The organism is Vibrio sp. 1249-1 (genome assembly GCF_033340495.1).
Genome location: NZ_JAWOWJ010000005.1, coordinates 124146 through 145667 on the forward strand (window position 1 = coordinate 124146; position 21522 = coordinate 145667).

The 21522-nt window shown below is 45.5% G+C and carries 16 protein-coding genes; 10 read left to right on the top strand and 6 right to left on the bottom strand.

Annotated elements, in window-relative coordinates; translation table 11 throughout:
• Positions 1–2: 2 nt before the first annotated feature.
• The 6 genes from panB to sfsA form a co-directional block, all read right to left on the bottom strand.
• Positions 3–797 (bottom strand): 3-methyl-2-oxobutanoate hydroxymethyltransferase, encoded by a 795-nt coding sequence (gene panB / locus R7Z50_RS11285; RefSeq protein WP_005386592.1) that lies wholly within the window; start codon positions 795–797, stop codon positions 3–5.
• Positions 798–821: 24 nt separating this feature from the next.
• Positions 822–1307 (bottom strand): 2-amino-4-hydroxy-6-hydroxymethyldihydropteridine diphosphokinase, encoded by a 486-nt coding sequence (folK, locus tag R7Z50_RS11290; protein WP_017635910.1) that lies wholly within the window; start codon positions 1305–1307, stop codon positions 822–824.
• On the bottom strand, positions 1304–2671 hold the full coding sequence (gene pcnB, locus R7Z50_RS11295) for a polynucleotide adenylyltransferase PcnB (protein WP_005386589.1): 1368 nt from the start codon (positions 2669–2671) through the stop codon (positions 1304–1306). Before pcnB ends, folK begins: the two co-directional genes overlap by 4 nt.
• Before the next feature lie 102 nt (positions 2672–2773).
• A complete protein-coding gene (gene gluQRS, locus R7Z50_RS11300) occupies positions 2774–3637 on the bottom strand; it encodes a tRNA glutamyl-Q(34) synthetase GluQRS (RefSeq protein WP_047102653.1) in 864 nt (287 codons plus the stop codon).
• 95 nt (positions 3638–3732) lie between these two features.
• Positions 3733–4179 (bottom strand): RNA polymerase-binding protein DksA, encoded by a 447-nt coding sequence (gene dksA, locus R7Z50_RS11305; protein ID WP_005386584.1) that lies wholly within the window; start codon positions 4177–4179, stop codon positions 3733–3735.
• A 136-nt stretch (positions 4180–4315) separates the two neighbouring features.
• Positions 4316–5032, bottom strand: a complete 717-nt coding sequence (gene sfsA, locus R7Z50_RS11310) for a DNA/RNA nuclease SfsA (protein WP_017635909.1) — start codon at positions 5030–5032, stop codon at positions 4316–4318.
• 66 nt (positions 5033–5098) lie between these two features.
• Here sfsA and hrpB point away from each other — a divergent pair, with 66 nt between their 5' ends.
• From hrpB to R7Z50_RS11360, 10 genes are all read left to right on the top strand, one after another.
• Positions 5099–7567 carry an ATP-dependent helicase HrpB gene (hrpB, locus tag R7Z50_RS11315; RefSeq protein WP_005380021.1) on the top strand — a complete coding sequence of 823 codons (2469 nt, stop codon included), beginning with the start codon at positions 5099–5101 and terminating at the stop codon, positions 7565–7567.
• The gene (gene mrcB, locus R7Z50_RS11320; RefSeq protein ID WP_005380020.1) at positions 7560–9932 is read left to right on the top strand and encodes a penicillin-binding protein 1B; all 2373 of its coding nucleotides are present in this window, start codon (positions 7560–7562) and stop codon (positions 9930–9932) included. Before hrpB ends, mrcB begins: the two co-directional genes overlap by 8 nt.
• Before the next feature lie 122 nt (positions 9933–10054).
• A complete protein-coding gene (locus tag R7Z50_RS11325) occupies positions 10055–12385 on the top strand; it encodes a patatin-like phospholipase family protein (protein ID WP_005380018.1) in 2331 nt (776 codons plus the stop codon).
• A 268-nt stretch (positions 12386–12653) separates the two neighbouring features.
• Entirely contained in the window at positions 12654–15251 is a 2598-nt protein-coding gene (gene acnB / locus R7Z50_RS11330) for a bifunctional aconitate hydratase 2/2-methylisocitrate dehydratase (protein ID WP_086047030.1), read from the top strand.
• Positions 15252–15350: 99 nt separating this feature from the next.
• Positions 15351–15719 carry a YacL family protein gene (locus R7Z50_RS11335; protein ID WP_017635908.1) on the top strand — a complete coding sequence of 123 codons (369 nt, stop codon included), beginning with the start codon at positions 15351–15353 and terminating at the stop codon, positions 15717–15719.
• Positions 15720–15907: 188 nt separating this feature from the next.
• Complete coding sequence (locus tag R7Z50_RS11340; protein WP_005386570.1) at positions 15908–16246, top strand: P-II family nitrogen regulator; 339 nt, start codon at positions 15908–15910, stop codon at positions 16244–16246.
• Between the two features lie 27 nt (positions 16247–16273).
• Positions 16274–17503 (top strand): ammonium transporter, encoded by a 1230-nt coding sequence (locus tag R7Z50_RS11345; RefSeq protein WP_005386568.1) that lies wholly within the window; start codon positions 16274–16276, stop codon positions 17501–17503.
• Positions 17504–17655: 152 nt separating this feature from the next.
• Positions 17656–18669, top strand: a complete 1014-nt coding sequence (locus R7Z50_RS11350; protein ID WP_005386566.1) for a Fe(3+) ABC transporter substrate-binding protein — start codon at positions 17656–17658, stop codon at positions 18667–18669.
• Positions 18670–18768: 99 nt separating this feature from the next.
• On the top strand, positions 18769–20394 hold the full coding sequence (locus R7Z50_RS11355; RefSeq protein WP_206970632.1) for an ABC transporter permease: 1626 nt from the start codon (positions 18769–18771) through the stop codon (positions 20392–20394).
• Complete coding sequence (locus R7Z50_RS11360; RefSeq protein WP_005380055.1) at positions 20394–21425, top strand: ABC transporter ATP-binding protein; 1032 nt, start codon at positions 20394–20396, stop codon at positions 21423–21425. Before R7Z50_RS11355 ends, R7Z50_RS11360 begins: the two co-directional genes overlap by 1 nt.
• The last annotated feature ends 97 nt before the right edge of the window (positions 21426–21522 follow it).

The following is a 21522-nucleotide window of genomic DNA, read 5'->3' on the forward strand; positions in this document are numbered from 1 at the left end:
CTCTAGGCAATGGTATGAGCGTCGTCTGGGAATACACCGTTGGCTACATCTTCAATGTATTTAGTAACGGCTTTGCGCATATCACCTGTTTCAGCAAGAAAGTTTTTGGAGAATTTCGGCATGTAGTTGGCAGAAATACCAAACATATCATGCATTACGAGAATTTGACCATCTGTTACGTTACCTGCACCAATACCGATAACAGGAACGTCAAGCACTTGCGTAATACGTTCAGCAAGCTCAGCTGGTACGCATTCTAGTAAGACGATTTGAGCGCCTGCTTCTTGCAGCGCTAATGCGTCTTTTACCATGCGGTCTGCTTTTTCTTGATCGCGACCTTGGATTTTGTAACCACCAAAAATATTAACAGCTTGAGGAGTTAAACCAAGATGAGCACAAACTGGAACTGATCGTTCAGTGAGCATTTTCACCGTGTCGACAAGCCAGTCACCACCTTCAATTTTTACCATATTGGCACCAGCACGCATCAGTTTAGCCGCATTTTCGCAAGCTTGCTCTGGCGTGGTGTAGCTCATGAATGGCATGTCTGCCATCAACAAACAATTTGGGCTACCAGCACGTACGCAACGAGTATGGTAAGCGATATCATCGACCGTTACTGGCAGAGTATCGTTGTGACCTTGCAAAACCATACCTAGAGAATCACCAACAAGAAGTACTGGCATTTCTTGGCTTTCAAACAGTTGGGCAAAGCTCGCATCATAAGCGGTTGAAGTAGCAAATTTACGACCTTCTTGCTTCCACTTGATTAGGTCGTTGATGGTCATTTTTTTCATGGTTTTATCCTTACTAGGAGTTGGCTATGACTGCCAGATACTGAGGCCGTTTCTATCTACTTGTTCCAGTAGTTCAGAGACCTCGGTCCCATCAGGGAGTTGTAAACTTGGTGCAATTTCCGCAAGAGGGTAGAGTACGAATTCACGCTCTTTCATTCCATAATGAGGAACGATCAGCCTCTCGGAATTAATCACCTCATTGCCATAAAGCACAATGTCGAGGTCCAAGGTTCTTGGTCCCCAGCGTTCGTCTTTACGGACACGCCCTTGTTCTTGCTCTATAGCTTGTGTGCAATTGAGCAATTCAATAGGCGTCAAACTGGTGTTAATAGACACAACCGCATTGATGTAATCCGGTTGGTTTTGTGGCCCCATTGGCGTGCTGCTGTATAGCGAAGAAGCTTGAACAAACTCTGATTTAGGCAGCGTTTTTAATGCTTCAATCGCTTGCTTTGCTTGGCTGACAGGATCAGCCAAGTTACTGCCTACCGCAATGTACGCTGTAATCATGATTTGGGCTTACTCTTTTTCTTGCGATAAGTTTTACGGCGGCGCTGGCCTGTTTTCGGTGATTGACCGTCTAAGTCGGCAGCCATTGCTTGACGCATTTCTCGGCCTGCATTTTGAAAAGTTTCCCACCACTTGGCAAGCTTCTGAGTGTCACCACCTTCAATTTCACCGCGCATTTCAAGAAAATCAAAGCCAGCTCTAAATTTATTGAGCTCCATAAGACGGAATGCACGTTTACCGTTACGTCGTGGAAGACGAAGCTGTAACTGCCAAATCTCGCGAATGGTTGCGGTGTGGCGTCTTGGAATGGCAATTGTGCGAACTTGCTCGTCAAGAATGATGTTGCTCGCTTCCATAATGGCGTCGTAATGGCCTAAGTTGCGCTCTTCCATCAGTTCATCGGCTTTCGCACACAGTGGGTACCACAGCATTGCAGCAAACATAAATGCTGGATTGATGCGTTTCCCATCTTCGATGCGCATGTCGGTAGAATCTAGGACAAGATCCAACATCTGCTCAGTGTGAGAGGAGTAATCTTCTGTAAAGTGCGCTGCAATCGTCGGGAATAGTTGCTGGAATAGGTTGTACTCACGCAGTAGGTGGTAGGTTTCTAAGCCATGACCGGATTGCAATAATTTGAGTGACTCTTCAAAAAGACGCGCTGACGGAATGTCACCGAGCAACGGTGCCATGTGTTCGATTGGCGCTGCGGTGTCTTCTTCAATATCGAAGTCTAGTTTTACCGCGAAACGAACCGCACGCAGCATGCGCACAGGGTCTTCACGGTAGCGTGTTTCTGGATCACCAATCAGTCGAATTAGGCGATCTTCTAAATCTTCAATACCACGTGCGTAGTCGTGAATCGAGTAATCTGCGATGTTGTAGTACATCGAGTTAATCGTGAAATCACGGCGCTCAGCATCTTCATCGATGGTGCCGTAGACGTTGTCACGCAGCAGCATACCCTCTTTTGATTGCTGAGAAATGCTCTTATTCTTTTGCTCTTGGTGGTGACCACGGAATGTCGCAACCTCAATGATGTCTCGGCCAAACATAATATGAGCCAAGCGGAAGCGGCGACCAATCAAACGGCAGTTACGAAATAGCTGTTTGATCTGTTCCGGCGTTGCGTTGGTCGCAATGTCAAAATCTTTTGGTTTTTGTCCAAGCAGTAAGTCTCGAACCCCGCCACCCACAAGAAAAGCATCGAAACCAGCACCATTTAGGCGGTACAGTACCTTCAGCGCATTATCACTGATCTGCTTACGCGAAATGTTGTGCTCTTCACGAGTTATTACATTGAGAGCGAGCTCTGGAATTGTGGCAGGTTCGCTTGGTGTATAGTCGTTTGTATTCATGTGCATCTGGCAATAACTGGGTTTAATCCAATCTTGCTTTGGTTAGTTTTATACGCCTCTAGGGCCTAATTTGCGGCTAATGATAGCCTACACAATGCCATTTGAGAATCACGGTGTGATCTCGATCTCTGCTGGAAGCTGTTCCAACCGCCAGTTTTCGCAGCCCCAACGAAGAATATCTTCTATGTTGGCCGCCCTTACGGTTTCAGGTATCTCGAAACCTAAAAATGTCATGGCGCGCAATAGAGTAGGTTTTGGTGTATCTATATCAATAGCCGTCGCGTGATTTTGTTTCGACAATTTATTGCCGTTGTTGTCCATCGCCAATGGTAAATGCAAGTAGCTAACTTCAGGCTGACCAAGTATTTGGTACAGGCTAATTTGACGCCCTGTCGGCTCGATTAAGTCTGCACCTCGCACGACTTCTGTGACGCCTTGGTCGATGTCGTCCAATACTACCGCAAGATTATAAGCAAATAATCCATCTCGACGTTTAATAATGAAATCTTCATTAACGAGTTGCTCTGGAATCGTAATGGTTCCCTGCTTTTGGTCGAGGAAATGAGCGACAGGCTTGGTCATTTTTAGGCGAATCGCGCCGTCTTTCAAGTTTTTATCGCGGCAAGTGCCAGGATAAAAACCGCCATGCTCTTTAATTTGCTTACGAGTACATTGGCAATAATAGGCTTCTCCATTTTCGAGCCATTTGTTTATTTGAGCTTGGTAAAGGTCGTGACGTTCGCTCTGGTATACCACTTCTCCATCCCAATGCAGCTGATAGGCCTTGAGTGCCTCTAGGATAAGTTGCGCTGCACCTGGCATTTCTCTTGGTGGGTCTAAGTCCTCAATACGTACTAACCAAGCTCCGTTTTGTGCTTTCGCTTGAAAATAACTGCCAAGAGCGGCAATCAGTGAACCAAAATGCAGTGGACCAGAAGGAGATGGGGCGAATCGACCTACATAGCGTGTCATGCGTGTATCTCGAATTTAGTAAACAAATAGGGTGCGAAGATAGCCAAAACAAAAAGGGAGCCTGAGCTCCCTTCAACAATCATAATGCTGGGTGATTAACCTTGCATTTGCTTCTCTTTGATTTCTGCAAGTGTTTTACAGTCAATACAAAGGTCAGCGGTTGGACGTGCTTCAAGACGGCGAACGCCAATCTCTACGCCACAAGACTCACAGAAGCCAAAATCGTCTTCTTTGATTTTATCCAAAGTCTTTTCAATCTTCTTGATCAAACGGCGTTCGCGGTCACGGTTACGCAGTTCTAGGCTGAACTCTTCCTCTTGAGAGGCGCGGTCAACTGGATCTGGGAAGTTTGCTGCTTCGTCCTGCATGTGGTGAACAGTACGATCCACTTCAGCTCTTAGCTGGTCGCGCCAAGCTGTTAAGATTTTCGTAAAGTGTTCAACCTGCTCTGGTGACATGTACTCTTCACCAGGTTTTTCCTGATATGGCTCCACGCCGGCAATGGCTAGGATGCCTATCGTTTTCTTCTTTGATTCTGGCATACAGCATCTCCTACTTACACCTAGTCAACTGCTACGCAGTCAATTTAAGGCGGGTATCTATAGCAAAAAGAGGCGGTGCAAGCAAATACTGAATCGCAAAGTTATCGTCAATGTGAAGACGACATCATTTTTTCTCTTAATTGATAAAATCAATAGCGGAAATCAGCTTCATTCCAGTATCGCTCAGTTCAGCTTTGTAGCAGAGAACTTCCACTCCAGCGTCTTGTGCTTGTTTGAGTAATAGTGAATATTTCGCGTCTATATGGTGCGCCGCGGATACTTTTTCAATACCTGAATGTAAAACAGTGAATAAAAGTATGGCTCTACTTCCATTTTGTGCCATTTCTGTGAGCTCTCTCAGGTGTTTTTGTCCCCGAGTCGTGACCGCATCTGGGAAGTATCCTTGTCCAGTAGAGTCGGTCTCATCAAGAAGAGTGACGCTTTTCACTTCTATATAGCACTTTGGCTTGTCGTCTGCGCTGAGCAAGATATCAATTCGGCTATTTTCATTGCCGTATTTCACCTCAGTTTGAAGTGTGTCATAACCACAAAGCTCTGAAATGACATTATTTTCAATAGCCTCTACGGCTAATTGATTGGCGCGCGCGGTATTGATACAAATACGGTGGCCTTGTTCGGTTTCACTCAACTCCCAACTATTGGGGTATTTTCGTTTCGGGTTGTCGGAAGTAGAAAACCAAACCTTGTTTCCGGGCGTAGCACAACCCGTCATTGCACCTGTATTTGCGCAGTGGATTGTACGGATTTCACCAGTATCGAGCTCGATATCGGCAAGAAAGCGTTTATAACGTTTGAGTAGAGTGGCGGACTCTAAAGCGGGTGTGAAATGCATTTGCTTATTTAGACAAAAAATTTTTTATGTACAATGTTGCCACCATTACACCATAAGGTATTTCCTTTGTCACAATTGCCGATTGAAGCCGTGATGCCTGAGTTGCTGACGGCGGTCAAAAATCAACATCAAGTGATCTTAAAAGCGGCGCCAGGTGCCGGTAAGTCGACTTACTTCCCTTTGCAGTTACTCTTAAATCATTCGGTTGCTGGAAAAATCATCATGCTTGAGCCAAGACGACTCGCGGCGCGTAACATTGCCCGTTATCTTGCTGAGCAATTGGGAGAACAAGTTGGTCAACGCGTGGGTTATCGAGTTCGTGGCGAGGCAAAGGTAAGTTCTGCAACGCAGCTGGAGATCGTGACCGAAGGGATCATGACCAGGATGATCCAAACTGACCCTGAACTGGATGGGGTTGATCTACTGATCTTTGATGAGTTTCATGAACGCAGCATTCATGCCGATACCGCTTTGGCATTCAGTTTAGAAGTTCAAGAGGCATTGCGAGACGATCTCAAGCTGGTGGTAATGTCGGCAACGCTTGACCAACAAGCATTACAATCGTTGTTGCCGGAAGCCAGTTACATTGAATCTGAAGGGCGCAGCTTTGATGTGGCAATGCGCTACCAGCCGTTAGGTGTGAACGAGCATTTACCTACGAGTATGGCAAAAACAATAGAAAGTCTTATGAACAAAGAGTCTGGATCTTTGTTAGCTTTCCTACCGGGTGTTGGTGCCATAAAACAAGTTGAAGAGCGGTTGTCTCATTTAGCGGATGATATCGACGTATGCCCACTTTATGGTCAACTGAGTTTTGCAGATCAACAAAAAGCGATTACGCCAGCAGAACAAGGTAAGCGTAAAGTCGTTCTAGCGACCAACATTGCAGAAACTTCACTAACGATTGAAGGCATTCGCCTCGTCGTTGATTCTGGGTTAGAGCGTGTTGCCCGCTTTGATTTGAAAAACGGTTTAACACGCTTAGAGCAAACACGCATTGCACAGTCTTCAGCGATTCAGCGTGCAGGACGAGCGGGACGAATAGAAGAGGGCATTTGTGTTCGTCTTTATTCTGAAAGCCAGTTCAAGCAGCAACCGCTAGTTCCCCAACCCGAAATTTTGCATTCCGATTTGGCTAGTTTAGTTATGGAGCTTGCCTTTTGGGGAGCGAGTGATATCCACGATCTAAAGTGGCTTGATGTTCCCGCTAATGCGTCATTGGAACAAGCGAAGCAGCTATTGGTGTCATTGGGACTACTGACGGAAAAAGGGCAATTAACGTCCGAAGGAAAACAGGCGCATGAACTAGGCGTTGAGCCTCGTGCGGCTGCGATGCTAATTAAAGCGCAATCTTACAGTGATAAGATGTTAAATGCTGCTTTGGCGGCGGTCGCACTGATTGAAGAGCCAGAGAGGAGTGTTACCAATATCGCTCATAGCTTGCATCGTTGGCTTGTTGGTACTCATCCAAAAAAGTCGATGTTGTTCAAGCGTGCTCAATCTCTAGCGTACAAATTGGATACGGTATTTGACCTGAAAGGCGTGGATGAAGATGCATTACCGCTGGTGTTAAGTTTGGCATTTCCAGATCGCATTGCGCAGCAGCGCACAAATCAATTTGGGCGATTTACTTTGGCTAATGGTCATGGTGCAGAATGTCGTCAGGAAGACATGCTAGGTGGCTGTGAGTATTTGGTTGCCGTTGACTTAATGCGTTCTCATTCTAACTCAAGTCAAATTCATTCGGCATGTGAATTGGATGTCAATATATTGCGAACGACCTTTGATACGCTATTTTCGTCTGAAGAAGTAGTGGACTGGGATGAAAAAAGAGGCCGTCTAATAGCTGAGCGACAAACAAAACTCGGTCTGCTGGTCGTTGAACGCGAGCCGTTGCCAAGCCCGGGCAAAGAAAAAATGACACAAGCTTTACTCACGTATGTCCGCCGCCAGGGCTTACAGAGTCTAAACTGGACACCGGCAGCGGAGAGCTTGTTGGCTCGGATTCGTTGTGCGGTGGAATGGTTACCTGAGCAGTCATGGCCAGTGTTTGATGAAGCCAGTTTGCTGGATTCATTAGAGGAGTGGTTAGAACCATACATGACGTCTGTCAGCTCGGTTAAAGACCTGAGCAAGATAAACTTGGTCGAAGCGCTTAATGCTCTATTAGGTTGGCCACTCAATCAACAACTGGATGAATGGTTACCTGAGCATTACCAACTACCCACAGGTTCAAAGAAGCGTATCCGTTACCAATATGGCCACGAGCCGATATTATCGGTGCGTATGCAAGAAGTATTTGGGGAGAGTGGTTCCCCAACGGTGGCTCTTGGCCGCAAGCGTTTGGTGCTTGAACTGCTTTCACCGGCACAACGTCCATTGCAAGTCACGTCGGACTTGGCGGCTTTCTGGAACGGAAGCTACAAAGACGTTCAAAAAGAGATGAAAGGGCGCTACCCAAAACACGTTTGGCCAGATGATCCTGCCAATCATGTAGCAACAACGAAAACAAAAAGACAATTGAATAATGACTGACAGCAAGAAGCCTAGCGCGAAAAAAGCGCCAGCGAAGAAAAGTACAACCAATAAAGGAACCGCAAAACAGACTCGACGTACGCCGAGTAAAAAACCGACTAACGAGAAACGTTCGTGGTTGAAAGTTCTGTGGTCGTTTAGCTGGAAAGCTGGCGTTGCACTTGCCGCTGTTTTGCTGTTTGTTGGGATTTACTTAGATAGTGTGGTGAAAGAACGCTTTGAAGGCCAGCTGTTTGAGCTGCCAACGGTGGTTTATGCCCGTATCTTGAATCTAAGCCCTGGTGAGAATATCACCATCCAAGAACTGCGCAACGAGCTAGATGTGTTGAATTACCGTAAAGTGAGTCAACCTCGTTACCCAGGCGAATATTCCTCTTCTTCCACTCGGATTGAATTGATTCGCCGTCCATTCGAGTTTGCCGATGGTCCCGAGCCGGATCGTCACATTATGCTGCATTTCTCTGATTCCGGCTTGCAACGTATTCAGTCTTTAGAATCTCGAGGAGACCTTGGTTACTTGCGCCTAGAACCGAAGATGTTGGGCATGCTGGAGAAAGACCGTGATGAACAGCGTCTTTTCTTACGTCGTGATCAGTTCCCTGAAATTTTAGTGGATGCACTGCTTGCGACCGAAGACCGGGATTTTTATCAACATGACGGGGTGTCACCGCTGGCGATTGCACGTGCATTGGTTGCGAACATTAAGGCCGGTCGTACTGTTCAAGGTGGTAGTACGCTGACTCAGCAATTGGCAAAAAACCTGTTTTTGACTCGTGATAAAACACTGTGGCGTAAAGTTCGAGAAGCGTATATCGCGCTAATTTTGGATTACCGTTACAGCAAAGATCGTATCTTAGAAGCCTACCTCAACGAAGTGTACCTAGGTCAAAGTGGAGGTGAAGCGATCCACGGGTTTGGCTTGGCGTCGCGTTACTATTTTGGGCAGCCAATTCAGGAGTTGCGAATCGATCAATTGGCGATGTTAGTTGGGATGGTAAAAGGACCGTCTTACTACAACCCAATTCGTTACCCTGAGAGAACGAAAGAGCGTCGTGATCTCGTTCTGCGCCTGTTAATGCAGCAAAACATGTTGACTTCAGAGCAGTATGAACAAGCTGTAAGTCGTCCACTCGATACGCAAAGCAAGCCACGTATTGCGAGCCGTCAGCCAGCTTATTTCCAACAATTGAGCATTGAATTAAAAGAAAAAGTTGGGGAGCGATTTAAAGCAGAGACCGGACTGCGCGTGTTTACGTCTCTGGACCCAGTATCGCAAAGCAAAATGGAACAAGCTATCGCGAAAAAGATCCCAGAACTAGCTAAACGGGGTGGTAAAGAGTTAGAAGCCGCTGCTGTGGCCGTTGATCGCCATAGTGGTGAAATCCGTGCGATGGTTGGTGGTAAACGTGTCGGTTATGAAGGCTTTAACCGAGCGCTCAATGCCAGTCGTCCAATTGGTTCTTTAGTGAAACCAGCGATTTACTTAACGGCTCTAGAACAACCGGATAAATACAACCTAGGCACGACGCTACACGACACGCCGTTAAGTCTGAAGAGCAGTAAAGGTAACGTGTGGACGCCGCGCAACTACGATAGAAAATATCGTGGTGATGTGCCACTTTACATTGCTTTAGCGAAATCACTTAACGTACCAACCGTGCGCTTAGGTATGGCACTTGGCATTCCTGAAGTCTCCAATACTTTAGAGCGTTTGGGCGTGAACAAAGACGAAATTCGCCCAGTGCCTTCGATGTTTTTGGGTTCGTTTTCTTTGACGCCATTCGAAGTCGCACAGATGTATCAGACTCTGACGAATTCAGGTAAGCGTGCCAAACTGACCGCTCTGCGCTCAGTCATGGATATGGAAGGTAATGTGCTGTATCAATCCTTGCCTCGTTCATCAAGAGCCGTGGATGAACAAGCTGCATGGCTAACGACCTACGCGATGAAACAAGGGGTTGCTCAAGGCACTGGCCGCTTCTTACAAAGCCAGTTTGGTTGGGCTGCATTGGCAGGAAAAACGGGTACCAGTAATGACAACCGCGATAGTTGGTTTGTCGGTGTTGATGGTCGTGAGGTGACGACAATTTGGCTAGGCCGTGACGATAATAAACCCGTGAATCTAACAGGGTCGAGTGGTGCATTACGAGTGTACGCAGAGTACTTGAAGCAGCGTATTCCTGAGCGTTTAGAGCTCCCATGGCCAAGAGAAATCACCACATTAGGGTTCAAGCCTACATCTGATGGAGGTTTAGAAATGAACTGCCGTAGTGATTACAAACTGCCGGTTTGGGATAAAACCGGTCAGATAAAGCAACAGTGTGAGAAGAAATCAAACTGGTTAAATAGCATATTTGATTGGTAGCATCGCCAAATCAACAACATTAGCTTGTTTATCTGATTAATTCTTAGTACATATTAGGGCGTGTTAGTACAGTACTGCTAGCACGCCCTACTTGATCAGATATTCAATAAAGGAAGAAGTGAATGTTCAAAAAGCTGTTATCAAGCCCATCGGTTCGCAACTTTGCGCTTTGGGTTAGTACCTTTTTGATGATCACTCCTTCTGTTTCCCTCGCAAACTCTCTAACAAAAACGGATGACTTGGAACCTCGACCAAAGGTGGCGGTTGTGCTCGCTGGTGGCGGAGCGAAAGGGGCGGCACACATTGGGGTTTTAAAAGCATTGGAAGAAATGCAGATCCCTGTCGATATTGTGACCGGTACCAGTATGGGCGCCTATGTGGGTGGGCTCTATGCCACGGGGATGAGTGCTGATGAAATTGAGAGTTTTATCTACACCGTCGATTGGGGCAGCGGTTATCGAGATCGTGTTGACCGTAGCCAACGTCGAGTTCGTGACAAAGAGTATGAAGACCGCTATCAAATTAATACCGATCTCGGCTTAAGGTTCGGTGAGGTACGAGCACCAACGGGTGTGGTGCAAGGCCAGAACATGTTGCGAGTATTGCGTGAGACTACAGGGAACTTAGGGCGATTCGATTCTTTTGATGATCTTGCCATTCCTTATCGTTCTGTTGCGACAGATATTCTTGCTTTAGAAGAAGTCGTATTGGGCAATGGTTACCTTGTGGACGCCATGATGGCTAGCATGTCTGTACCAGGAGCGCTTCCTCCCTATAAGCTCAATGGCCATATGCTTGTTGATGGCGGCGTCGTCAATAACATGCCTGTCGATGTGGCTCGCGCCATGGGGGCTGATGTCGTTATTGCCGTCGATATTAGCACCGATTACAAAACCGAAGATGAATTTACGGGGCTGTTTACTGTCGCGGACCAACTCTCTAACTATCTCGTTCGTCGTAGTACACAACAGCAAGTGGACGAGCTTGAACCTCAAGATATCTATATTCGTCCCAATGTGGGCACCATGGAAACTGTCGAGTTCGACAAAATGCCTTGGGCTTTTCAAGCTGGGTACGATATTACCAAGCAGTTAAAAGACAAGCTGAAAGGGTTGCGCTTGTCCAATGCGGACTATCAAAAATACATCGATCGCAAACAAGAAGTTCGTAAAACTTTGATTTATGGTGATCAGCGTGTGGTTGATGACATAGTGATTGTTAATAACACGCACTACAGCGATGTGTTGTTGACGAATCGTATTGAATTAGAAACCGGACGTCGTATTTCAACGGCCGAAATTGAGAAAGCCGTTGAAAACCTCTACGCGTTAGATAGGTTCGAGCTCATCACTTATCACTTTGAAGAGGTGGATGGTGAGACATTGTTGGTTTTTGATGTTAACGAGAAGTCGTGGGGGCCTAATTATCTCAACTTCCGATTTTTTCTTGAAGATGACTTCGATACAGATAGCCAGTACGGCATAGGAATATCGACCAACTTTACCAATTTAAACTCTCATGGCGCGGAGTTGGCGTTCAACGTAGAAATGGGCACGGATAAGCTGATTGAAGCTGAGTTGTATTCCCCTGTTTTATCTAGCCAAGAACTTTTTGTATCGGGGCGAATTTCCTATGGTAGTGAGAGCCGAAACTTACCTTTAACAGAGCCTCAAGCACCAGATTTAGAGTCAGTAAATGACTTTTTTCCGGTCACTTACGATGATTTTACAACAGAGTTAGCGATAGGTATCCAACCCACATTGTGGCAAGAACTTCGATTTGGCGCTCGCTACTCAACCGGAGATATTGAGCTTTCTACTTTGGCTTCTGCTGGTAAATTGGATTTTGAACGTCGTGGCCTGTTTGCCAATTATCGCCTAGATACACTTGATGATTTCGCATTTCCGACTCGTGGGCTTTTAGTCGATCTCGAATATTTAGTGTCTCATGATCAAAGTCCTCAAGGCGTTAGCCTTTTAGAAACTGACAAAATTATTGAAGATACCGTTTATGAAATCTCTGCACGATTTAAAGGTGCAGTGAGTCATCAGCGTCATACTTTAGTCGGACATGCTGAATATAGTTTTGTAGAGAGTAAAAACTCATCTTTACCGCTTGATCCCAGAGAGTTGGGCGGCTTCTTAAGCCTATCGGGAATCCCAAGAAATAGCCTGATCGGACAGAACTTATTTTTCAGCAGTTTGGTGTACCGATATAAGTGGTTTGATAATGATTTCGGATTGTTTGAAGCTCCAGTCTACCTGGGCGCATCGGTCGAATATGGCGGTGTTTGGTCTGATAATGATCTGAAACTAAACGAAGCGCCGCTTTACAATGCTGGCTCCATCTTCTTTGGTGTTGACTCACCAATAGGACCAATAATGTTGGCATACGGTCGTACCGAGCAAGATTTGGATGCTGTGTATTTGATCGTAGGAACATCGTTTAATTAATCGGGTATGAGAAAGCAAAAACTTGGCATATTTGGTCAAAATTAGCAGAACTTTAGTCGTAAGTTGCTATGTTGGTCAAAATGATAAGATTTTAATTTAAGGTTAAATTTGCTATTATTTTGCCCACAGTTTGGCCTCTACGGCGCTGTTTCTCAATCATAATTGAATGAAAACAAGGGCAATGGAGAGCCAAGTTTCCAAGGATGTTCACTCCTTTACTTTAACAATAGTAATAATAGAGGAGGAACCGCAATGAGAGGAAAAAGTCGTGCTTGAAGCCTACCGTAAACACGTCGAAGAGCGTGCTGCTGAAGGAGTTGTTCCTAAACCGCTAGACGCAGAACAAGTTGCTGGACTTGTAGAACTTCTGAAAAATCCCCCGCAAGGTGAAGAAAAAGTCATTCTTGACCTACTTGAAAACCGTATCCCTCCAGGTGTTGATGAAGCTGCTTATGTAAAAGCGGGTTTCTTAACAGCAGTAGCAAAAGGTGAAGTTAAATCACCATTAGTGAGTCGTGAAAAAGCGGCTGAACTGCTAGGCACTATGCAAGGTGGTTACAACATCGAACCGCTAGTTGAGCTATTGGATGATGAAGCACTGGCAGAGATCGCAGTAAAAGCGCTGTCTCATACGCTGCTGATGTTTGATGCTTTCTATGACGTAGAAGAGAAAGCGAAAGCAGGCAATGCGCATGCACAGAAAGTACTTCAATCATGGGCTGATGCTGAGTGGTTCCTTTCTAAGCCTAAGCTTGAAGAAAAAGTCACTCTAACCGTATTTAAAGTAACAGGTGAAACGAACACGGATGACCTTTCACCTGCACCTGACGCTTGGTCTCGCCCTGATATCCCAGTACACGCACTGGCGATGCTTAAAAACGAGCGTGAAGGAATAAACCCTGATCGACCGGGTACTATTGGCCCGATCAAGCAAATTGAAGAGTTAAAAGACAAAGGCCATCAATTGGTTTACGTTGGTGATGTTGTTGGTACTGGCTCTTCACGTAAATCTGCAACCAACTCAGTGCTTTGGTTTATGGGTGATGATATCCCTTACGTTCCAAACAAACGAGCTGGTGGGTATGTGCTTGGTGGCAAAATTGCCCCTATCTTCTTTAACACAATGGAAGATGCTGGCGCACTACCAATCGAAGTTGACGTAACTAAGCTCAACATGGGCGATGTTATCGATGTTTACCCATATGAAGGTAAAGTTTGCAACCACGAAACTGGTGAGGTTCTAGCTGAGTTCTCGCTAAAAACAGAAGTACTGATTGATGAAGTTCGTGCTGGTGGTCGTATCCCATTGATCATCGGTCGTGGTTTGACAGACAAAGCGCGTCAATCGCTAGGTCTTGAGCCTTCGGACGTATTCCGCAAACCAGGTGAAATCGCAGATTCTGGCAAGGGTTACACGCTTGCACAGAAAATGGTTGGTAAAGCATGTGGCGTAGAAGGCATCCGTCCTGGAACCTACTGTGAGCCGAAAATGACGACAGTAGGTTCGCAAGATACTACTGGCCCTATGACTCGTGATGAACTTAAAGACTTGGCGTGTCTCGGCTTCTCTGCTGATCTTGTCATGCAGTCTTTCTGTCACACATCGGCTTATCCAAAACCAGTAGACGTTAACACTCACCATACACTTCCGGACTTTATTATGAACCGCGGTGGTGTATCTCTTCGTCCTGGTGACGGTATTATCCACTCATGGCTAAACCGTATGCTACTACCGGATACTGTCGGTACGGGTGGTGACTCACATACTCGTTTCCCTCTGGGTATTTCATTCCCAGCCGGCTCGGGCTTGGTTGCCTTTGCAGCTGCGACAGGCGTTATGCCGCTAGACATGCCAGAGTCAATCTTGGTTCGTTTTAAAGGTGAGATGCAACCGGGTATTACACTGCGTGATCTTGTTCATGCCATCCCTTACTACGCGATTCAGCAAGGTCTACTAACGGTAGAAAAAGCGGGCAAGATCAACGAATTTTCTGGCCGTATCCTTGAGATTGAAGGCTTAGAAACGCTAACGGTTGAGCAAGCATTTGAGCTTTCTGATGCATCTGCAGAGCGTTCGGCGGCAGGTTGTACTGTGAAATTGTCTCAAGAGTCGATCGAAGAGTACTTAAACTCTAACATCGTGATGCTGAAGTGGATGATCTCTGAAGGCTACGGTGATCGCCGTACTATCGAGCGCCGCATTACAGCAATGCAAGAGTGGCTAGCAAACCCTGAGCTGATGCAAGCAGATAAAGACGCTGAATACGCACATGTGATTGAAATCGATATGGCTGAAATCAATGAGCCAGTACTATGTGCACCGAATGACCCAGATGACGCTCGTTTGTTGTCTGAAGTACAAGGCACAGCGATTGATGAAGTGTTCATCGGTTCTTGTATGACGAACATCGGTCACTTCCGCGCAGCAGGTAAATTGCTTGATAAGTTCAATGGCCAGTTAGCAACGCGCCTTTGGGTAGCGCCACCAACAAAGATGGATAAAGACCAACTGATTGAAGAAGGCTACTACGGTATCTTCGGACGTGCAGGGGTTCGTATTGAAACGCCAGGGTGTTCACTTTGTATGGGTAACCAAGCACGTGTTGCAGATAAATCAACAGTAATGTCGACTTCAACGCGTAACTTCCCGAACCGTCTGGGTACTGGGGCGAATGTTTACCTATCGTCAGCTGAGCTAGCTGCAGTAGGTGCAATTCTAGGTAAGATTCCAACCAAAGAAGAATACCTAGAATACGCGAAGCAAATCGACGCTACGGCAACGGATACATACCGCTACTTGAACTTCCATAAAATGGATCAATACACCAAGAAAGCGGACGAAGTGATCTTCCAAGAACCGGCATAATCAGAAATGCACAATTCAAAAGCACCTCATATGAGGTGCTTTTTTTATGGGAGCAATTCGCTATACTCGCACCAAATTGATACGAAATAGGCAATCTCGGTGGAATTTGAATTCATTCGTAACACGTTGATGGGCGAGTACTACGTAAAATGTAGCATGGGACATGAGATTGTAGGGCGCTGGTTGCAAGAAGAAATTGGCAAAGATCCGATGAAGATTGCACAGGTTGAAAAGCTAATTGAGCGGTCATTTTCAGCGCCTTCTCAGGAGCATAACCTAACAGGCACGGAAATTAGCTTGATGATTCAGGGCGACGAAGTTCTTGTACAAGAAAACGCATTAGCCCATGAATATGATGTCGAGATGGAAAGTGAGTTCGACTTCTACAATGCAGAAAGTACAGCAAGTTGTGGGATAGAGGATTTCATGGCACTTATCGAACAGTGGAAAGACTTTTTGAACATTTAATGCACAGTTTTGGGTAACTTCTCTGCCGTTGCTTTAAATTTGTGAAAAGGGCGCACCGATATGGTGCGCTCTTTTTGTTTATAGATATGTAAATTGAGGTTAGTTTTTATTATTCAATAACTTAAAAACTTGGCACGTAGATTGGATTATAAGAAGTGTTTCAGGATGAAAGCTTCGGAGATAACTCAATGAAAATAATCAATGCCATTATTAAGCCGTTTAAATTAGACGATGTACGAGAAGCATTGGCTGATGTCGGTATCGAAGGGATGACAGTATCAGAAGTTAAAGGGTTCGGTCGTCAAAAAGGTCACACGGAATTGTATCGCGGTGCAGAGTATCAAGTCGATTTTCTACCAAAGGTGAAAATTGAAATCGCGACTCACGCAGACAATGTAGATCGCGTTGTTGAAGCAATTACAAAAGCTGCGCAAACCGGAAAAATCGGCGACGGTAAAATTTTTGTTTACGATCTGAACCAAGCGGTGCGTATCCGAACTGGCGAAATGGACGCAGAAGCACTTTAAGAATTCAAAGGATTGGAGATACTTATTATGGAATTAACAACAACAGTAACCGAGTTACGTTACGCACTTGACACCTTTTTCTTCCTCATTTCCGGTGCGTTGGTAATGTGGATGGCAGCAGGCTTTGCGATGCTAGAGGCTGGCCTTGTGCGCTCTAAAAACACAACAGAAATTCTTACGAAGAACATCTGTTTGTACGCCATCGCATGTACGATGTTTCTGATTGTCGGTTATAACATCATGTATGTCGATAATGGAGAAGGAGGCTGGTTACCTTCATTTGGTACGTTAATTGGTACTCAAGGTGAAGGGGCCGACCACTCTTTAGAGTCTGACTTCTTCTTCCAAGTTGTCTTCGTTGCAACTGCCATGTCCGTCGTTTCTGGTGCGGTAGCTGAGCGCATGAAGCTTTGGTCTTTCTTGATTTTCTCAGCGATTTTAACTGCGTTTATCTATCCAATGGAAGGTTACTGGACATGGGGTGGAGGCTTCCTAGCAGAAGCTGGATTTAGTGACTTTGCGGGTTCTGGTATCGTACATATGGCAGGTGCTTCTGCTGCTCTTGCTGGTGTGTTACTGCTTGGCGCGCGTAAGGGTAAGTACGGTAAAAATGGTGAAATTTATCCGATTCCAGGTTCTAACATGCCTTTGGCAACGTTGGGTACTTTTATCCTTTGGTTTGGCTGGTTTGGATTTAACGGTGGCTCTCAGTTGATGGTTTCAGATTTTGAGAATGCTACAGCGGTAGGTCAGATCTTTCTAAACACTAACGCAGCAGCGGCTGCCGGTGCAATTGCGGCGCTATTCGTTTGTAAAACTACTTGGGGTAAAGCCGATTTAACGATGATTCTCAATGGCGCGCTAGCTGGCTTGGTTGCCATCACTGCAGACCCTCTATCGCCATCACCACTGTACGCGGTTGCGATTGGTGCGGTGTCGGGTGCACTAGTTGTATTCAGTATCATTGCTCTAGATAAACTTAAAATTGACGATCCAGTAGGTGCTATCTCAGTTCACGGTGTGTGTGGTTTCTTCGGCCTAATGGTAGTGCCACTGAGCAACGGTGATGCAACGTTTGGTGCACAGCTTTTAGGTGCCGTAGTTATCTTTGCTTGGGTATTTGGTGCCAGCCTAGTTGTGTGGGCAATCTTGAAAGCAACCGTTGGGATTCGCGTTACAGAAGATGAAGAAATGGAAGGTATGGACATGCATGATTGTGGTGTTGGTGCTTACCCAGAGTTTGTTACGGTGAAATAATCATTAGCTTGTAATAAATGGTTACACACTTAACACAATAAAACCTGCTCCGATGAGCAGGTTTTTTAATATTCGTCATTGTCTTCTTATTGAACATACATATAATAACGCAACTGATAAACGTTATCATTAGCATGGTAAAGGATTAAACAATGAAAAAACTGCTAACTCTTTCAGCACTAACTTGCGCTACTCTAGCTCCAACAGCAATGGCTGCTGAAGAAGTGAACGTCTACTCTTACCGTCAACCTTTCCTAGTTGAACCTATGTTCAATGAGTTCACTAAAGAAACTGGTATCAAAGTAAACGTAAAATTTGCTAAAAAAGGCTTAGCAGAAAAGCTAGCTCAAGAAGGTGAGTACAGCCCTGCTGACGTTATTCTTACGACAGACATCAGCCGTCTAGCTGAACTGACAAACAAAGGTTTAGTTCAGAAAGTCGATAGCAAAATCATTGAAGAAAACGTACCTGCTCAATACCAAGATAAAGAGAATGAGTGGTTTGCTCTAACTCTACGTTCTCGTAGCGTTTATTCATCACGTGATCGCGTAGGTAAACTAGGCGCAGATTTCAACTACGCAGACTTAGCTAAGCCAGAGTTCAAAGGTAAAATTTGTACTCGTAGCGGTAAGCACCCGTACAACGTTTCTCTAGTTTCAGCAATGATTGCTCACAATGGCGAAGCAGAAACCAAAGAGTGGTTGGAAGGCGTGAAAGCAAACCTTGCTCGCAAACCACAAGGCAACGATCGTGCACAAGTTAAAGCGATCAAAGAAGGCCTATGTGATGTTTCTCTGGGTAACAGCTACTACCTAGGTAAAATGGTTAACGACAAAGAGCAAAAGGCTTGGGCTGATGCAGTTTACATCAACTTCCCTAACCAAGAGACTACAGGCACTCACGTGAATATCTCTGGTATGGCGATGGCGAAGTACTCTCCAAACAAAGACAATGCTGTGAAGCTAATGGAATTCCTAACGGGTGACAAAGCGCAGCAAATGTACGCAGAAGTTAACTATGAGTACCCAGTTAAAGAAGGCGTGAAGCGTTCTGAGCTTGTGGAATCTTGGGGTGACTTTAAAGCAGACAAGCTTTCTCTAGACGATATTGCAGCCAACCACGAAGCGGCAATTAAGCTATTAGACGAAGTGAAATTTGACCTTTAATTCCTTGTGGGGGTATAACAGTCCCCCCATTTGATTAAAGGATATGAGATGTATTTGCAACAGCATTTGTATTTCATACAGCCTTGCAGTAATTAGGCGATGAAAGATAAACACTCTTTATGGAAAACCAGTAGTGGGGTAATAACTCTGCTACTGGTTTTGCCGATCTTAGCGATCTTCTACACCGCGATTGGTGAAACGGATGATTTGTTTGCTCATTTAATGGCAACAGTCATGCCGACTTATATTTTTAACACGGTTGCGCTAACTGTTGGCGTAATGGTGCTGTCCTTAATTCTTGGTATTCCAAGCGCTTGGATAATGGCCATGTGTAAACTGCCGACCGAAAAATGGTTGCAGTGGGCATTGGTGCTACCTCTTGCAATGCCAGGTTATATCATTGGTTATATTTTTACTGATTGGTTTGATTTTGCAGGCCCGATTCAGATCTTTTTGCGTGATGTAACCGGATGGGGACCTGGCGAGTATTGGTTCCCTGACATTCGTACGTTGCCTGGTGCGACCTTTGTGTTGGCTTTGGTGTTGTATCCTTACGTGTATTTATTGTGCCGGGCTGCGTTTATGGAGCAAAATGTCTCTTTATTGCAAAGCGCGCGTTTGCTCAAGTGCTCTCCATGGGAAAGCTTTTGGCGCATCTCGTTGCCGTTAGTAAGACCCTCTATCGCAGTGGGTTTATCATTGGTCGCAATGGAGACCATCGGTGACTTTGGTACGGTAAGTTACTTCGCGGTGAATACGTTAACCACAGCGGTCTACGATACTTGGTTGGGGTACTCTAATCTTAATGCGGCAGCCAAGATCTCTGCCATGATGCTTGTCATCGTGGTATTGCTTCTTAGTGCAGAACGATACAGCCGCCGTAAACAAAAGCTTTTTCAAAGCCAATTTAACAGTCACGAAGATTTTCGTTACGAGTTGACGGGCTGGAAAAAGTGGACCGCACTAGTTTGGTGCTGGGGCTTGGTTTCGGTCGCGTTTATTTTGCCGCTACTACAGCTGATTGATTATGCGATCACTTATTTTGCGCAGAGTTGGACCTCAGAGTTTCGTGAATACGCATGGAACAGCTTAGTTGTGTCTGTTATTGCTGCGATTATTGGTGTTGCTGTCGCACTGATCGTTAACTTTACCCATCGAGTCAATGGTAAACGAGAAAGCTTGGCATTTATGCGTCTTTCTTCTATGGGCTATGCAGTACCAGGAACGGTACTAGCCATCGGTGTGATGGTCGCTGTGCTGTTTATGGATCATCGTGTCAACGACGTTGCTAAAGCCATGGAGTGGGGAAGACCGGGACTTATTTTTTCTGGCTCCATGTTCGCCCTGGTTTTTGCCATGGTTGTGCGCTTTTCAGCGGTGGCGATTGGTAGTATCGAAAGTAATTTAAATAAAATTTCTCCGTCGTTAGATATGGCATCGCGCACTATGGGTTGTAAGCCCAATGTCATGCTGTGGCGCGTGCACTTTCCGCTGGTTAAGCGCGGTGCACTGATTGCGGCTTTATTAGTGTTTATCGAGTCGATGAAAGAGCTTAATGCGGCTTTGTTACTTCGTCCGTTTAACTTTGAAACACTAGCCACATACGTTTATAACTTCGCCTCGGATGAGCATTTAGAATTGGCCGCTTTGCCAGCGGTTCTGTTGGTTCTTGTTGGGTTGATCCCGCTTGTTGTTGTTAACCGTTCACTGGAGCAAAATCACTGATGAGCTGTGCATTATCAATTAAAAACCTAACGTGCCAATATGATGATCAAACCGTACTCGAATCATTGTCTCTTGAGGTAGAACAAGGGCAGATTGTCTGTTTGCTAGGAGCCAGTGGCTGTGGGAAAACAACACTATTAAAGGCCGTTGCGGGATTATTGCCGTTAACGTCAGGCGAAATGAGTCTAAATTGCGTCACAATTGATGATGGGGAAAACTGGTTGCCGCCAGAACAGCGTAACATAGGGATGATTTTCCAAGATTACGCACTTTTTCCTCACTTGACGGTGGAGCAAAACATTGCCTTTGGCTTAAAGCAGTGCTCGACAAAAGAGAAAAATGCCAAAGTTCAAGAAATGTTAGAACTCGTGCACCTTCAAGGTTATGGCGATCGTTATCCTCATCAATTGTCTGGTGGACAGCAGCAGCGTGTTGCGATTGCTCGCTCATTAGCTTACAGCCCAGACTTACTGTTACTGGATGAACCGTTTTCTAATATTGATACGCAAGTTCGCCATGAGTTGATAAGTGAGATCCGTAAGATTTTTAAGGCCCAAGGTGTGACTGCCATTTTTGTTACGCATAGCCGTGAAGAGGCTTTTGCTTTCGCCGATAAAATGGCAGTGATGAACAATGGAGTCATCGAGCAATATGGCACAGCATCTGAGCTTTACTACCAGCCTTCAAGTAAATTTGTCGCTGATTTCTTAGGTGGTGGCAGTTACCTTGCTGCTAAACGGGTTTCGAATTCAGAATATGAAACCCACTTGGGCGTGGTTGAAGCCACGGCTCAACAAGATATTCCAGTACAGGCGGAGTGCTCTTTACTGCTAAGACCGCAGCATGTGCAAATTCAATCCGATGAAGATAGTTCGGTAACCGTATTGGAACAGCATTTTATGGGTGATCACTGCCGTTATGTGATTAACGCGAATGGTGACCGTTTGTTAGCTACAGCTTCGCAAGCATTAAATATAGGTGAGTCCGTCGCGGTGAAAATTGAAACGCAAGGCGTCCTGGCATTTGCTTAACGCTCCTGAGTATCTTTGCTATCTCGTTTACGACTTTCCAACATACAATAAAAAAGCCCGGCAGTGGAGCCGGGCAAGTGCTCTTCTCCTGTTGATG

Coding starts and splice junctions, on each gene's coding strand:
- panB (WP_005386592.1), bottom strand. CDS start 797: ATGAAAAAAATGACCATCAACGACCTAATCAAGTGGAAGCAAGAAGGT.
- folK (WP_017635910.1), bottom strand. CDS start 1,307: ATGATTACAGCGTACATTGCGGTAGGCAGTAACTTGGCTGATCCTGTC.
- pcnB (WP_005386589.1), bottom strand. CDS start 2,671: ATGCACATGAATACAAACGACTATACACCAAGCGAACCTGCCACAATT.
- gluQRS (WP_047102653.1), bottom strand. CDS start 3,637: ATGACACGCTATGTAGGTCGATTCGCCCCATCTCCTTCTGGTCCACTG.
- dksA (WP_005386584.1), bottom strand. CDS start 4,179: ATGCCAGAATCAAAGAAGAAAACGATAGGCATCCTAGCCATTGCCGGC.
- sfsA (WP_017635909.1), bottom strand. CDS start 5,032: ATGCATTTCACACCCGCTTTAGAGTCCGCCACTCTACTCAAACGTTAT.
- mrcB (WP_005380020.1), top strand. CDS start 7,560: ATGACTGACAGCAAGAAGCCTAGCGCGAAAAAAGCGCCAGCGAAGAAA.
- R7Z50_RS11325 (WP_005380018.1), top strand. CDS start 10,055: ATGTTCAAAAAGCTGTTATCAAGCCCATCGGTTCGCAACTTTGCGCTT.
- R7Z50_RS11340 (WP_005386570.1), top strand. CDS start 15,908: ATGAAAATAATCAATGCCATTATTAAGCCGTTTAAATTAGACGATGTA.
- R7Z50_RS11345 (WP_005386568.1), top strand. CDS start 16,274: ATGGAATTAACAACAACAGTAACCGAGTTACGTTACGCACTTGACACC.
- R7Z50_RS11350 (WP_005386566.1), top strand. CDS start 17,656: ATGAAAAAACTGCTAACTCTTTCAGCACTAACTTGCGCTACTCTAGCT.
- R7Z50_RS11355 (WP_206970632.1), top strand. CDS start 18,769: ATGAAAGATAAACACTCTTTATGGAAAACCAGTAGTGGGGTAATAACT.
- R7Z50_RS11360 (WP_005380055.1), top strand. CDS start 20,394: ATGAGCTGTGCATTATCAATTAAAAACCTAACGTGCCAATATGATGAT.